Annotated in this window: 14 protein-coding genes; 5 read left to right on the forward strand and 9 right to left on the reverse strand. The window is 64.5% G+C overall.

Annotated elements, in window-relative coordinates; translation table 11 throughout:
* Nucleotides 1-261: 261 nt before the first annotated feature.
* Entirely contained in the window at nt 262-645 is a 384-nt protein-coding gene (locus ACZBJS_RS35400; RefSeq protein ID WP_057017631.1) for a nuclear transport factor 2 family protein, read from the forward strand.
* A 265-nt stretch (nt 646-910) separates the two neighbouring features.
* Nucleotides 911-1300, forward strand: a complete 390-nt coding sequence (locus ACZBJS_RS35405) for a DUF1330 domain-containing protein (protein ID WP_229190439.1) — start codon at nt 911-913, stop codon at nt 1298-1300.
* A 220-nt stretch (nt 1301-1520) separates the two neighbouring features.
* On the opposite strand, the gene ACZBJS_RS35410 is transcribed toward ACZBJS_RS35405, so the two are convergent.
* Both ACZBJS_RS35410 and ACZBJS_RS35415 read right to left on the reverse strand, forming a co-directional pair.
* Nucleotides 1521-2501: a helix-turn-helix transcriptional regulator gene (locus ACZBJS_RS35410; protein WP_463439838.1), complete on the reverse strand. Its 981-nt coding sequence runs from the start codon at nt 2499-2501 to the stop codon at nt 1521-1523.
* A 212-nt stretch (nt 2502-2713) separates the two neighbouring features.
* Nucleotides 2714-3655 carry a DMT family transporter gene (locus ACZBJS_RS35415; RefSeq protein ID WP_076827162.1) on the reverse strand — a complete coding sequence of 314 codons (942 nt, stop codon included), beginning with the start codon at nt 3653-3655 and terminating at the stop codon, nt 2714-2716.
* Nucleotides 3656-3702: 47 nt separating this feature from the next.
* Here ACZBJS_RS35415 and pdxR point away from each other — a divergent pair, with 47 nt between their 5' ends.
* Nucleotides 3703-5187 (forward strand): MocR-like pyridoxine biosynthesis transcription factor PdxR, encoded by a 1485-nt coding sequence (gene pdxR, locus ACZBJS_RS35420; RefSeq protein ID WP_082653809.1) that lies wholly within the window; start codon nt 3703-3705, stop codon nt 5185-5187.
* 182 nt (nt 5188-5369) lie between these two features.
* Here pdxR and ACZBJS_RS35425 read toward each other — a convergent pair whose 3' ends face one another.
* The 5 genes from ACZBJS_RS35425 to ACZBJS_RS35445 form a co-directional block, all read right to left on the reverse strand.
* On the reverse strand, nt 5370-6590 hold the full coding sequence (locus ACZBJS_RS35425) for a bifunctional alpha/beta hydrolase/OsmC family protein (RefSeq protein ID WP_463439839.1): 1221 nt from the start codon (nt 6588-6590) through the stop codon (nt 5370-5372).
* A 28-nt stretch (nt 6591-6618) separates the two neighbouring features.
* Entirely contained in the window at nt 6619-7281 is a 663-nt protein-coding gene (locus ACZBJS_RS35430) for a sulfite oxidase-like oxidoreductase (RefSeq protein ID WP_253609641.1), read from the reverse strand.
* A 12-nt stretch (nt 7282-7293) separates the two neighbouring features.
* Nucleotides 7294-8616 (reverse strand): MFS transporter, encoded by a 1323-nt coding sequence (locus ACZBJS_RS35435; protein ID WP_456784294.1) that lies wholly within the window; start codon nt 8614-8616, stop codon nt 7294-7296.
* An 81-nt stretch (nt 8617-8697) separates the two neighbouring features.
* Nucleotides 8698-9924, reverse strand: a complete 1227-nt coding sequence (locus ACZBJS_RS35440) for a cytochrome P450 (RefSeq protein WP_463439840.1) — start codon at nt 9922-9924, stop codon at nt 8698-8700.
* Nucleotides 9925-9998: 74 nt separating this feature from the next.
* Complete coding sequence (locus ACZBJS_RS35445; protein WP_463439841.1) at nt 9999-10205, reverse strand: ferredoxin; 207 nt, start codon at nt 10203-10205, stop codon at nt 9999-10001.
* 208 nt (nt 10206-10413) lie between these two features.
* On the opposite strand from ACZBJS_RS35445, the gene ACZBJS_RS35450 reads away from it, so the two are divergent.
* Nucleotides 10414-11046 (forward strand): TetR/AcrR family transcriptional regulator, encoded by a 633-nt coding sequence (locus ACZBJS_RS35450; protein WP_076827173.1) that lies wholly within the window; start codon nt 10414-10416, stop codon nt 11044-11046.
* A 200-nt stretch (nt 11047-11246) separates the two neighbouring features.
* Here the strand turns inward: ACZBJS_RS35450 and ACZBJS_RS35455 are convergent, their stop codons facing one another.
* Entirely contained in the window at nt 11247-12671 is a 1425-nt protein-coding gene (locus ACZBJS_RS35455; protein WP_141340862.1) for an amidase, read from the reverse strand.
* 88 nt (nt 12672-12759) lie between these two features.
* Between ACZBJS_RS35455 and ACZBJS_RS35460 the strand changes: the two genes are divergently transcribed.
* Complete coding sequence (locus tag ACZBJS_RS35460) at nt 12760-13614, forward strand: alpha/beta hydrolase (protein ID WP_463439842.1); 855 nt, start codon at nt 12760-12762, stop codon at nt 13612-13614.
* Between the two features lie 116 nt (nt 13615-13730).
* On the opposite strand, the gene ACZBJS_RS35465 is transcribed toward ACZBJS_RS35460, so the two are convergent.
* Complete coding sequence (locus ACZBJS_RS35465) at nt 13731-14507, reverse strand: SDR family oxidoreductase (RefSeq protein WP_463439843.1); 777 nt, start codon at nt 14505-14507, stop codon at nt 13731-13733.
* Between the last annotated feature and the right edge of the window lie 66 nt (nt 14508-14573).

The raw sequence follows: 14573 nt of genomic DNA on the forward strand, positions 1-14573 counted from the left end.
ACTTCCGACGCTTGGCAACCCGTTATGACAGGCGATCTGACAACTTTACCGGCTTCATCCATCTCGCTGCCGCAATGATCTGGATGCAATGAATGTCGATCGGTCCTAGGCGTGTACTCATAACCGTCGGCTTCCCGTCATAAAGCGGAAGTTGCCCGGTTCGGTAGTTATCGGCGGCTTATGGCCCCTCAGCAGACATTCCGTTCGTGCCGATGCTCCGTTTTGGAGATAATATGCAGCATTGCGACGCGAGGGAAGAGAATGAATGAAGATCAAACCATTCGAGCGGCTTTGGATCATCACTGGGCAGCCTCAGATGCAAATGACTTCGAGGCGGAGCATGAGATTTACCGTGATGATGCCGTGCTTGAGTACCCTCAATCCGGGGAGAGAATCCGCGGTCGACGCAATATTCAAGCGTCTCGTTTTGCGCAGCCGAACAAGAAGCGCTTTACGGTGCGACGCATACTCGGCGCTGCCGACCTTTGGGTTACTGAATTTGTCCTTACATACGACGGCTTGCCATCTTACACGGTGAGCATCATGGAATTCAGAGGCGGGAAGGTCGTTCGTGAAACCCAGTACTTCGGTGATCCCTTTGAGCCGGGGCCGTCGCGCGCCCAATGGATCGAGCCAATACGTTGAGATGTCTTTGCATTCAATCTCACCACCGCAGCGTGCTCCGGCTCATCATTCTCGTGCGTTGCCTGCCAATGCCGACGAGGTGATCGAGTAGGATGGTCATCGCACGCATGAGTCCGGGATGGCCCTAAGCTGATGGTCTGCATGACTCCCGAGAGGTTGGCTCTTCGAGGGTAACCGGAAGTCCCTCGCGCTTTTATCGAAGTTGAGTGCGGCTGCCTCTCACCCTACTCTCGCCCGGCCGGTTATCGGCAAGCTGGAGGAAATCATGAGAACTCAATACTTGATGGCATTGTCACTGCTCAGCGGCATCGCAATCGGCGGGTTCGCGTTCCAAGGTTTGCACGCTCAAACCAAGCTGAAGGCCTACAGTATCGGTGAGATCGAACCAATTGCTGGTGCAACTGTTTCGCCCGCTTATATCGAGGCAGCGAGAAGGGCACTGGCCGAGGCCGGTGGCCGCTCAATGGGGACTTTGAAAGGCAGAGTTTTCCACGCGGAGGGCGGGCCTGCTCCAATCAGTGTGGCCATGACCGAGTGGGATAGCGCAGATGCCGCCATAGCATTTTTCCAGTCCAAGGTCTGGAAGGACCTTGCACCTGAGGGCGCGAAAACCGCGAAAACGATACGGCGATACATCGTGGAAGTTGAGAAGTGACCACCAACTTTGGTCACATGACCAGGCCGCCTCAGTTGGCGGCCTAATTCATTTCGATGTTGCCTGCTAGCCCTAAGCTGACGGTCTGCATGTCTAGCGCTCATTCCCTGCGACGTCGGTATGCGCCTCTTGGCGATGATGTTAAAGAAAGGGTGTTCGCGAAGCCCGCAAATACTCGCATTCTGCGGCATCGTCGGCGCACTGGTAAGGAGCCGCAGGATCACTTCTGCTCCCGCATGGTCGATGCGGCGCGCACACCTGAGGGCGTCTCGCCGAAGTGCCGGCGGAACGTGCGATTGAAATTAGAAACGTCACCAAAGCCGACTGCATACGCGATGTCGATGATGGCCAAATGCAGATGGTGCGGGTCAGTCAACATCGCGAAGGCACGCTCGAGCCGGCGTCCTGCAAGATGCTCGGTGAAAGACTTTCCGGTCCCCTCCTCGAGCAATTTTTGCACGTATCGCCGCGACATGCCGATCGCCCCAGCGACCTTGTTCAAATCGAAATTGGGATCGCTGTAGCGTCTCGCGACTTCCGCTAGGATCGCCTGCAGCCTTGCTGCCTTCACACCGCGCTCCGTAATGATGTCTGTTGCTTGGTCGGTCGGCCCGAGCGTCGCGGCGACAAGATCGAGGAGATGTACGCCGACGGTGGCGGCTAGCTCTGATGACGGAGGTTCTTTGAAGGATGCGAGCGACCGCAGGTAGCGGTTGAGAAGTCTCAGCGCCGGTCCGGAACGCACTGGCCGACCTGATAGGTCTTCCGGGTTGGCCACCAGAGACCTAAGGGCGGCAGCCTGCACGGTTACGAATTTGACGCTCCCCCCACGCGGCCCAAATACTCGCAGCGTCCTTCCCCGATCGACCAAACAAGCGGAGCCGACGTCATAGCCATACTCTTGGCCAGCATTTGCAAATTGGACCGGTCCAGCCTCGACGAGGTTCAGTCCGAATTGCTCACGGCTATCCTTGAGGTGGTGTTTGTGACGAATAAACTCCACCGGCGTCGTGACAAGGCTACAAACGCCAACCGCACCGAGCGACAAGCAGGTGACGTCGATACGTGGGCGGCCACCGCTGTGGTCTATCACGTCCAACGCGAGGTTCAGCCGCGCAAACTCCTCACGGAACGTGGAGAACCGCACGCGCTCCGGCAGCATCTCGGTCGACCATCGCAAAAGGTGAGATGACGTTGGCATCTCGACCTCCCGTTTTGGGGGCAGTCCCTCAAGTAATCATAATGGGCGGCGCTTCGCTACTGTGTGAAATGGCTTACAAAGGGAAGCCGGCTGCGCGACATTCGTCCTGTTGAGGACCGCTTGTGGCCCAAGGCCGACATGCAGCGCGTCGGTTTCGACGTCAGCTTCCGAGACCGAAGCGGACGTGACGAATCTATGAGCACAGGTCCTAATTACGCACGCGACGGCGCATCCGCGAGCGAGCTCAGCGCGATCCCACCGACGATCAGGGCCGCGGCAATCGCCAGCGAGAGATCGATCGGCTCGCCGAGCAAGAGGGCTGCGGTCACGATACCGACGATCGGCGTCGCCGTGGTGCCGAGCGAGGTGGTCAGTGCCGGCAGGCTCTTGTTGACCATGGACATCGCCCAATAGGCCAACGCCGTACCGATGAAGCCGGAATAGAGGAACAGCAGCAGGAGGTGTGGCGACCATTTCACCTCGGGCACGCCTTCGGTGACGAGCGCCGACATCGTCAGCACCAGCGTCGCGACCAGCACCTGCCACAGCAGCAATTGCAGCGGCGTCGCGATCCAGCGGTGCGAGCGGATATAGATGATGTTCGCGGCCCAGCAGATCGCGGCGATGATGATCATGCCGGCGCCGGCGAGGACATGCAGATTGCTCCAGTCCAGCGACGCCGGGTTGAGGATCACGCCGAGCCCGGCGAGTCCCAGCGCGACGCCGACAAGCTTGAGCGTCCCGAGCCGTTCGGTGCGCGCGGCGGCCGCGGCAAGCGCGACCCAGAGCGGCGTGGTGTAGCCGAGCACGACGCCCTTGCTGGCCGGGAGATAGCGCAGGCCGGCGGCGACCAGCGTCGAGAAAAACGTCATGTGCAGCAGCGCCACGCTGAGCACGACCGGGACATCGGCGATCCGCGGAATGATCAAATTGCCGCTGGCGCGCAGGATCACCAGCAGCGCGATCAGGGCGACCCAGCTGCGGATCGATGCGGTCCACAGCGGCGGCACCGCCTCGACCAGCGATTTCGTGACCGACCAGTTGATGCCCCAGGCCAGCACCACGACGATGAACAGGGCGGCGGCCTTGGCGGGGGAGAGTGACTGGTTCACGGCAGGATCCTTGCAGGCAATACCGCTTGTGAATAGGATCATGCTGGCTCTCTCGAAAGAGCCAGATTTGGTAGAATAGTGGAGCCAGATTGATCCTCGCCGAATTGCTCGCGCTGAAGCGATCGGACGATGCCGGGCTGGCCGCGCAGTTGACCCAGCAGCTTCGCGCGCTGATGGCGAGCGGCCGGATCAGGAGCGGCGCCATGCTGCCATCGAGCCGCAGCCTTGCGGCCGAGCTCGACGTGGCGCGCAACACCGTGACGCATGCCTATGAGCAGCTCGTCGCCGAAGGGTATCTGCGGGTCGCGGCGCGGCGGCGGCCGGTTGTGACCGACGATATCGAGGCGCGCTTCGCCAAGGCTCTGCCCGCGCCACGCCGTGATGCCGCCCGCAAGCCGCTGCTGTCGCCTTGGGCGTTGCAGCTCTCCGATACGGATTGGCCGCTGTCCTACCAGGCCGATTTCCGGCCGCTGCGTCCCGGGCTTGCGGATGCACGGGAGTTTCCGCACGAGATCTGGGCGCGCTGCCTGCGTCGCAGCGCATTGCGCCGCCGCTTCAATGACCAGACCGTGGTCAACCGGCCGAGCCTGCGCGAGGCCTTGCGCGATTATCTCGAAGTCAGCCGCGGCGTGCGCGCCGAGGCCGATCAGATCCTGGTGCTGCCGACGGCGCAGGCGGCGCTGACGCTGATCGCCGCGACCACCATCGTCGCCGGCGATGCGGTGTGGACCGAGGATCCCGGCTATCCCGGTGCGGCGGCGGCGTTTCGTGCCGCCGGTGCAAACGTCGTCGGTGTCAGCCTCGATCAATGGGGCATGATGCGGACGCGCGCGACGCGCGCGCCGAAGCTGATCTTCACCACGCCCTCGCATCAGCACCCCACAGGGCGCGTGATGCCGGTCGCGCGCCGCACCGAGCTGTTGGCTTCTGCCGAGCCCGGCAAGACCTGGATCGTCGAGGACGATTACGACGGCGAGTTTCACTATGACAGTCGCCCGATGCCGGCGCTGCAGGGGCTCGATCGCGAGGGACGCGTGCTCTATCTTGGCACCTTCGCCAAGGCGATGACCGCCGATATCCGCATCGGCTATCTGGTGGTGCCGCCATCACTGGCGCGGACGATGGAGATCGCGCAGCGCCATCTCGGGCTGATCGCCTCCGTGCATGTCCAGGAGGCGCTGGCCGGCTTCATGGCCGACGGGTATTTCCTGGCGCATGTCAGGCGGATGCGGCGGATCTATCGCGCGCGCCGCGATCACCTCGCGGCGGCGCTGGCGCGGCAGCTCGGCGAGGTGCTCACCGCCGAGGTGCCGCCGGGCGGCATGCAGCTGATTGCCCGTTTCAAGGATGGCCGTGCGGACCGGGATGCTGTGACGCGCCTGGTGGTCGCCGGCGTCGAGGTGCGCGCACTGTCGAGCCTCGCGCTGGAGCGGCCGCGCGACCACGGCCTGTTGCTCGGCTTCGCCGCCTGGCGCGAGAACGAGATCGGCGCCGCGGTGCGGATCATGGCGAACTGCCTGACCGGCAAGCGCGCGGCGCGCGGGCAAAGGGACGCTCGCACGATTTCGGAATAATGGAAGATATCCCTGAGTTGCCCGACGTGTCAAGTTGCCTTGTCGAGCGCCGGCGGCCGCCGGCACCTTTGCATGGGGTTGTTTTCGATATTTTTTAGCACGCCCCTGCGACGGCCCTCGTGCGGGAGAGGGACGCCGCCCAGATGCTGCTACGGCACGACCCGTCTCGCTGTGTCGCAGGCTTACTCCGCGGCCTTGGTGACGATCCGCACCTCCGACGTCAGCGTCTTGTGCACCGGGCACTTGTCGGCGATCTCCATCAGCCGCTTGCGCTGGTCGGCGTCGAGGTCGCCCTCGATCCTGATGACGCGGTCGATCTGGTCGAGCATGCCCTCGCGCGTCTCGCACTCCTCGCAATCCTTCGCATAGATCTTGCTGTGCGTGAGCGTCACGGTAACGCGATCGAGCGGCAGCGATTTGCGGTCGGCATACATCCGCATCGTCATCGAGGTGCAGGCGCCTAGCCCGGCCAGCACGAAGTCGTACGGCCCGGGGCCGGAATCCTGGCCGCCGACCGCGACCGGCTCGTCGGCCAGCATGCGATGCGGGCCTGCCGTGACAATCTGCTGAAACTTGCCGGCGCGGGTCTCCTGCACCACGACATTGCGCGGCGCACTGCCGGTATCTGCCGCCGGTTGCGGCGCGATATCGATATAGCGTTCGGCCCAGGCGCCGATCACGTCGGCGACGTAGGCGGCATCCTGTTTGCCGCTCAAGAGATGGTCGGCCTCGGCCAGCGAGACGAAGCTCTTGGGGTGCCTGGCGGCGCTGAAGATATGCGTGGCGTTGTCGATGCCGACGGTGTCGTCGGTCGGCGAATGCATGATCAGCAGCGCCTTGTGCAGCTGCTTCACCTGCGCCATCAACTTCTGCTCGGCGACGTCGTCGAGGAATTCGCGCTTGATGCGGAACGGGCGGCCCGCGAGCGAGACTTCGCCTTCGCCCTGCGTGCGAATGTCCTCGATCCGGTCTCTGAAGAAATGCGTGACATGGACGGGATCTGACGGCGCGGCGATGGTCGCGACCGCCTTGGCCTCGGGGATTTGACCCGCGGCGGCGAGGATCGCGGCGCCGCCCAGGCTGTGGCCGATCAGGATCGCGGGTGCTGTGCGCATCTCGCGCAGATGGTCGGCGGCGCGGACGAGATCGGCGACGTTCGACGAGAAGGTCGAGTTGGCGAACTCGCCCTCGCTGGAGCCGAGGCCGGTGAAGTCGAAGCGCAGCGTGGCGATGCCCTTGGCCGCGAGCGCGACCGCGATGCGCTTTGCGGCCAGCACGTCCTTGCCGCAGGTGAAGCAGTGCGCGAACAGCGCATAGGCCTTGATCGGCCCGTCGGGCGTGTCAAGCGCGGCGGCCAGCTGATGGCCGCCAACACCGGTGAATTGAAAGCGTTCGTGCGGCACGGGCAGGCTCCATCATCTTGTTGGTGTGTCAGTCGCCAGAATAGCGCTGTTCGGCCCAGGGATCACCGCGATTGTGATAACCGCGCACCTCCCAGAAGCCGGGCGCGTCCTCGGTGAGGAATTCGATGCGCTGCAGCCACTTCGCGCTCTTCCAGAAATAGAGGTGGGGCACCACGAGCCGCACCGGGCCGCCATGCTCCTGCTCCAGCGGCTTGCCCGACCAGCTATGGGCGAGCAGCGCGTCCTCGGCGGCAAAGTCTTCGAGCGGCAGGTTGGTCGTATAGCCGTCATAGGAATGCAGCGCGACGAAGCGCGCGTCCTCGCGCGGCTGGCAGGCGGCGAGCAGGTCGCTTGTGGCGAGCCCTTCCCACTGGTTGTCGTAGCGCGACCAGGTCGTGACGCAGTGAATGTCGGAGACGAATTGCGTTTGCGGCTGCGCCATGAACTGCTGCCAGGTCCAGTAGATGGTCTGCTCGACCGCGCCGTAGACGTCGAGCCGCCAGCGCTCCTGGGAGATGTTCGGCATCAGCCCGAGATCGAGCACCGGCCAATCCGCCGTCAGATGCTGGCCCGGCGGCAGGCGCTGCTCCTCCGGGCGGGTGACCTTGCCGGTGAGGAATTTGCCTTCGCGTGCCCAGCGCTGCTTGCTGCGCGTCAGCTTGCTCTCGGGCGGTTCGTTATCGTCGGTCATGGCGTCGTGCGATCATTCGTGGCGATGCATCGCGGAGTCGCGCTTGGTATCGCGCATCGTCGAGTAGATCAGCAGCGACAGGAAAATCATGCCGCTGAGATAGTAGTAGAACCAGTCCTCATGCCCGATGCTCTTGAAATAGAGCGCGACCGCCGGCGCGGTGCCGCCGAAGATCGACACCGTGATGGCGTAGGGCAGGCCGACGCCGAGCGCGCGGACGTTGGTTGGAAACAGCTCGGCCTTCACGATCGCGTTGATCGAGGTGTAGCCGGCGACGAAGATCCAGGCGCCGCAGATCAGAAGGAAGGCCATGAACGGCGACTTGGTATCCTTCAGCGCGGTCAGGATCGGGATCGTGCCGAGCGTGCCGGCGATGCCGAAGAAGATCAGCAGCGGCTTGCGGCCGATCTTATCGGAGAGCCCGCCATAGATCGGTTGCAGGATGGTCGCGAAGATCAGCGAGCCGAAGATCACGAAGGTGGTCTGGTCCTCGGTGAGGCCGACCGACAGCTTCACGAAGGTCTGCATGTAGGTGGTGAAGGTATAGAACGCCGCGGTGCCGCCGGCGGTGAGGCCGACCACCAGCAGCAATTCGCGCGGATAGTTCAACAAGCCGACGATCGAGCCGGTCGGTTTGGAAACCTTCTTGGCCTCCTCGAAGGCCTCGGTCTCATGCAGGCTGCGGCGCATCACCGCCGCGACGATCGCGAGCATGGCGCCGATCACGAACGGAATCCGCCAGCCCCAGGCCTTCAGCTCGTCGGGCGTCAGGAACACCTTTTGCAGCAACAGCAGCACGATGATCGCGGTGAGCTGGCCGCCGATCAGCGTGACGTACTGGAAACTGGAATAGAAGCCGCGGTGCTTGGGATCGGCGACCTCGCTGAGATAGGTGGCGCTGGCGCCATATTCGCCGCCGAGGCTCAGGCCCTCGATCACGCGGGCCAGCGCCAGGATCGCCGGGGCGGCGATGCCGATCGAGGCATAGGTCGGCGTCACCGCGATGATCAGCGAGCCGAAGCACATGCAGACCACCGAGAGGGTTAATGACAGCCGCCGGCCATAGCGGTCGGCGATGAAGCCGAACAGCCAGCCGCCGAGCGGGCGCATGAGGAAGGTCGCGGCAAACAGCACGGCCGCATTGAGCTGCTGCACCACCGGGTCGCTGTGCGGGAAGAACGCCGGCGCGAAATACAGCGCAAACGCCGTGTAGGCGTAAAAATCGTACCACTCGACGAGATTGCCGACCGAGCCGATGAAGATCGCCTTCACCCGCCGCTCGACATCGTGGATGTCGAGATGATCGCTCGCGGGCTGAGCGGTTTGTTGGGTCATGGCATTGCTCCCGGACTCGTCGGTTCGATTCCGGGGCAAGCTACCTCATTGGGTGACGCGATGTAACCGCTGTCGGGTTCCTCAGGCGTTGCTGCCGAACAGAACGGGCAGTTGACGCGGGCCGCGCACCGTGCCTTCCGACCAGGTGACCTTGCCGGCCGGATCGAGCCGGAAATCAGGGATTCGCTTCAGCCATTCCTCGATCGCGACCTGCATCTCCATCCGCGCAAGGTTGGAACCGACGCAGCGGTGGATGCCGAGGCCGAAGGCGGCGTGGCGGTTCTCCTTGCGGTCGATCACCACCTTGTCGGCATCGGGGAACATGGCGGGATCGCGATTGGCGGCGGGGAAGGACAGCAGCACCATGTTGCCTGCCTTCACAGGGCAGCCGGAGATCGTGGTCTCCTTCATCACCTCGCGCGCCATCGTCACCGGCGAATAGGCGCGCAGGAATTCCTCGATCGCGGTCGGGATCAGCGCCGGCTCCGCAATCAGGCGCTCGCGATCGGCCGGCGTCTTGGCGAGGTGCCAGAGCGAGGAGCCGATCGCGCTCCAGGTGGTGTCGATGCCGGCGATCAAGAGCAGCCGCAGCGAGCCGAGCACATGCTCGTCGGTGAGCGGCTGGCCGCCGGGGCCCTTGGCCCGCAGCAGCTGCGAGATCAGATCGTCGCCCGGCTCGAGCTTGCGCTGCTCGAGATGGGCCACGAAGTAGCCGGTCATCTCGCGCACGCCGTTCATCAGCTCGTCTTCGTTCTTGATGCCGAGCTCGAGGATCTGGTGGATCCATTTGATGAACAGGTCGCCGTCCTTCTCGGGAATTCCCAGCATATGGGCGATGGCGCGCACCGGGATGTGCTTGGTGTAGCGCGCGGCGGCGTCGCAATGGCCATCGGCGATGAATTCGTCGATCAGCTCGTTGCAGATCGCGCGCACCCGCGGCTCCAGCCGCTTCATCGCGTTCGGCGTGAACGGCGGCAGCAGCACCTGCTTGGCGGGCTTGTGCTCCGGCGGATCGGAGGTGATCGGCGGCGCGCGAGCGGTGATCTCGGGGCGGATGTCGCGCACGATGACGCGGCGCGAGGAGAAGTGCTCGGTGTCGTAGGCGATCTCCTTCACCGCCTGATAGGTGGTCGGCATGTAGCAGCCGAGGAAGCGCTCGGTATGCACGACGGGCGAAGCCGCGCGCAGCGTCTCCCAGATCGGGAACGGGTCGTCGGTCCAGACCGGATCGGTATGGTCGAAATCATGGACCCAGTCGGAGACCGGGGGATGTTCGGGCAGATAGCTTGCGGACGGGGAATCGGACATCAGCTCGTTTCCTTCTCGTTCGATCAAACGCTGGTTGGCTCAACGGGCGGCGCACGGCCGTCCCCGGCTGGCCGTCATTCCTCGGTGACTTCGATCGCGATTTCCGGGCAATTGGTCTGCGCGAGCCAGGCCTTGTCCTCGAGCCCGGCCGGGACCGTCCCGTCGCCGACCTCATGGGCGTTGCCGTAGTCGTCGAGCTCGAACAGTTCGGGGGCGAGTGATTTGCAGCGGGCGTGACCCTGGCACTTGTCCTGGTCGACGCGGATTCTGAGCTTGGACATGCAAGCACCTCCCTCGGCTCTGGCGCATTGTGGGTTGCGCCGGGTTCCTCATTCCGGTTTATGCAAGCCTTGTTTAGGCAAGTTCTTGTTTAGGCAAGCTCTTGGCTTGCTTGGGCGGCCGGCCCTCTTAACCGGATCGCCAAGTTATAGTATATTACATTATCGTCGCGCTTGCGCGTCAAGCGAAAATTCAGCGATCATTGCCGCAATGGGACAAATCGTTCGTAAGCCGTTCAAAACCTACCACCATGGCGACCTCCGCGAAGCCCTGATCCAGGCCGCGTTACGCGAGGTCGAGCTCGGTGGTCCCGAGGCGATCAGCATCAAGGCGCTGGCCAAGCAGCTCGGCGTCTCGCAGCCGGCGCCGTACCGGCATTTCGCCGACCGCGAGGCGCTGCTGGAGGCGGTGACCGCGGAAGCATTCCGGCAGTTCAACGTGATCATGCGCGAGGCGATCGAGCAGTCGAGCAAGGGCTCGAAGCTGTCGCGCTTTGCCCAGGCCGCGCTCGCCTTCGGGCTCGAGCGCCACGGCATCTACCGGCTGATGTTCGCGTCGCGCACCATGGCCTGCGCGCCCAAGGGCAGCGAACTGCACACCGCGGCGATGGAAACGCTGGCACTGCTGATCGAGTCGTTCGAGGCGCCCGCGGTCGGCCTGCTGCGCGAGCGGCAGGCGCTGAAGATCTGGGCCGGGCTGCACGGCATCGTGATGCTCGCCGAGCAGGGACTGCTGACCGGCGAGTCCGCGCAGATCAGCCGCGAGGAGTTGCTGGACGAAATCGTCGAGCAGACCAAGGCGGCACTCACCGTGGCGCTGCAGGCGACGGAGGATAAGGCGTAGGGCAGATCGTCTGCAGCCTATCCCTTCGTCCCATAGAGATAGATAGCCCCTGGATTGCGAGGAGCTCGCGACAAAATTGCAGAGCAATTTTGCGCTGAAACGACGAAGCAATCCATCGTTCTGCGCGCTCGGTGACAGATTGCTTCGCTTCGCTCGCAATGACGAAGTGGAGGGTATCGCCCGCCTCTCCACCATAAGGGTCAGGATCGCGGCGGCCGCGGATCGATCGGCGTGGTGCCGCGCACGCCCAGAATGTCCTCCAGCACTTTCGCGCCGGCCAGCAGCTGCGCCTCGGCGCGCGGCTTTGCGACCATCTGCAGGCCGACCGGCAGGCCCGAGGCGGTGAAGCCGCAGGGCAGCGACAGCGCCGGGCAGCAGGCCAGCGTGATCGCGTAGACGATGCCGAGCCATTCGACGTAGTTGTCGAACTTCTTGCCGTCGCACTCGGCGACATAGCGGTTCTCGACCGGGAACGGCGCCACGATGGTCGCGGGCGCCAGCAGCAGGTCGTACTTGTCGAAGAATTCGAGCGTACGCGCCGTCATCGCGACGCGCTGCGCCTCGGCGCGTTCGAGCTTCTCGACCGTGAGCTTCAACCCTTCCTCGATGTTCCAGATCACCTCGGGCTTCAGCAGATCGCGTTTGGTGCGCAGCAGTTCGGCCTTGCTGATTGCGAAATCGAACGCGCGCAGCACGTGGAAGCATTCATGGGCTTCGCTGAAATCGGGATGCGCCTCCTCGACGATCGCACCGGCTGCCGCGAACCGCTCCGCCGCCTTGCGGGTCACCGCCTTGACCTCGGGATCGACCGGCGTGATGCCGAGATCGGGCGAATAGGCGATGCGCTTCGGCCTGCTGCCTGACCGCGCCGCCGACAGGAACGACGTCGGCAGTGCGGGCAGCGACAGCGGATCGGCGGCATGCTCGCCGCTCATCGCGTCGAGCAGCAGCGCGAGGTCCTCGACATTGCGCGCCATCGGTCCCTGCTGGCCGAGCGTGCGGTCGACGCCGAATTTCGGCGTCTGCGCGACGCGGCCGATCGACGGCCGGAGGCCGACGATGCCGCAGAAGCTCGCCGGGTTGCGCAGGCTGCCGCCCATGTCGGAGCCGTGCGCCAGCCACGCGGTGCCGCTCGCAAGTGCCGCCGCGGCGCCGCCGGAGGAGCCGGCGGCCGAGCGCGATGTGTCCCAGGGATTGCGGGTCGGGCCGAACACCTCGTTGAAGGTGTTGGCGCCGGCGCCGAATTCCGGCGTGTTCGACTTGGCGTAGATCACGCCGCCATTCTCTTCGAGACGCTCGACCAGGATGTCGGACTTCGCCGGGACGTTGTCCTTGAAGATCGGCGAGCCCAGCGTGGTCAGCACGCCGGAGACGGCGGTGAGGTCCTTGATCGGAACCGGAAGGCCCGCGAGCAGGCCGCGCTCGCTGACCGGTTTCTGCATCAGGGCCTTGGCGTGGGTGCGGGCGCGGTCGAAGCACAGCGTCGGCAGTGCGTTGACCTTGCCGTCCACCTCGGCGATGCGCGTCTCCAGCACGTCGAGCAGATCGAGCGGCGTGACGTCGCCGGCCTTCAGCTTCTCGACGACGGCACACGCCGTTTCCTTCACCAAGCCCTGATCAGCCATGCGCCGTTGCTCCTATGCCTTCTGTTTGCTTGTGCTGTAGAACATTTCCTGCCGTCGTGGCAATGCGACGAGAACCGAAGGGGCAGGGATGGCAGCGTTGTTTTCCGCGCTGGACTGGCGCGCGATGAGCCAGCAGGAGCGTGACCTCGGCTTGAACAACGGCGTTGCCGTCAAGGGCAGCGCCGAGATCGCCGCCGGCTGGGAGCAACGCTCGGCGGCACTGCGGCAAAAGCACGCCGGCCGTCTCGACCTCAGATACGGCTCGCGCGAGCGCAACCGGATCGACTTCCTGAAAGTCCGCGACGGCGCACCGACGCTCTTGTTCATCCACGGCGGCTATTGGCAGACCCGTGCCAAGGAAGTGTTCACGATCTTCGCCGAGGGGCCGATGGCCCATGGCATCAATGTCGCGCTGATCGGCTATACGCTCGCGCCGGATGCGACGCTCGATGACATCGTCGCCGAGATCCATGCCGGCATCGACTTTCTGGCCGGGCAGTTGCCCGCGCTCGGGGGCGCTGCCGAGGGCATCGTGGTGTCGGGCTGGTCGGCCGGCGGACATCTGACATCGATGGCGCTGTCGAATGCCCATGTCCGGGCCGGCATGGCGATCTCGGGCATCTACGACCTCGAGCCGATCAGGCATTCCTACCTCAACGAGAAGCTCAAGCTCGACGAAGCGGCGTCGCGGCGCAACTCGCCGATGGTGGCGGAGGGCGGCACGGCAAAGCCGCTGTCGCTGGTGGTCGGCAGCGCCGAATTGCCGCTGCTGCGCAAGCAGACCGCCGATTTCGCCGGCCATCGCGCCCGCTACGGCCTGCCGGTGACCTATGAGGAGATCGCCGGCGCCGATCATTTCTCTATCATGAACCAGATGCTGGCGCCGCAGGGCCGCATCACGACGCTGATCCGGCAGCTGTTCGAGCGGACGGCGTCGTCCTGAGGTGCGAGCCTCTTCGGCGAGCCTCGAAGGATGGCGCAGCCAGTGGCCCATCCTTCGAGACGCCGCGCTACGCGCGGCTCCTCAGGATGACGGCGGTACAAGCGGAGGGGCGATTTCTAACCCCATCCCGACGTCAGCCCGCCATCCACCGTGTAGATCACGCCCGACGTATAGCCCGCGCGGTCGGAGGCGAGGAACGCCATCAGGTCGCCGATCTCGCGTGCATGTGCGGGCCGGCCGAGCGGCAGGCCCTTCTGGAATTCCTTGTAGCGGTTCTCGTCGCCGAACTGGTTCTTGGCGCGGGTCTTGAGCAGCGTGACGTGGCGGTCGGTCCCGACCGGGCCGGGATTGATGCCGACGACGCGGATACTGTCGGCGAGGCTCTTGCCGCCGAGCGCGCGGGTGAACGCCATCAGCGCGGCATTGCCGGCACTGCCGCAGATGTAATTGGCGTCGAACTTCTCGCCGGCCGCGCCGATGTCATTGACGATCACGCCTCCGCCGCGCGCCTTCATCTGGGCGTAGATCGCGCGCGTCAGATTGACGTAACCGAACACCTTGAGCTCCCACGCATGCCGCCAGGTCGCCTCGTCGATCTTGTCGATCGAGCCGCCGGGGATATCGCCAGCATTGTTGACAAGGATATCGATGTCGGCGGCCTCCCCGGCGAGGCGCGCGAGATCCTCGGACTTGCGCAGATCCACCACGCTGGTCGCGGCAGATATCTGGTGCGCGGAGCGCAGCCGCTCGGCGAGCGCCTTGAGCTGGTCGCCGTTGCGGGCGGCGAGCAGGAGGTTGGCGCCTTCCTCGGCAAAGGCTTCGGCGGCGGCCGCGCCAATGCCCTTGGAGGCGCCGGTGATCAGGACACGCTTGCCGCGCAGATGCAGATCCATGGGATGTCTCGCTTGGTATGGGGAGTGGGTGTCGGCGAATTTGGTGGGGCAGGGTCGCGCCGCCTT

Source organism: Bradyrhizobium sp. KZN70725 (assembly GCF_055264925.1).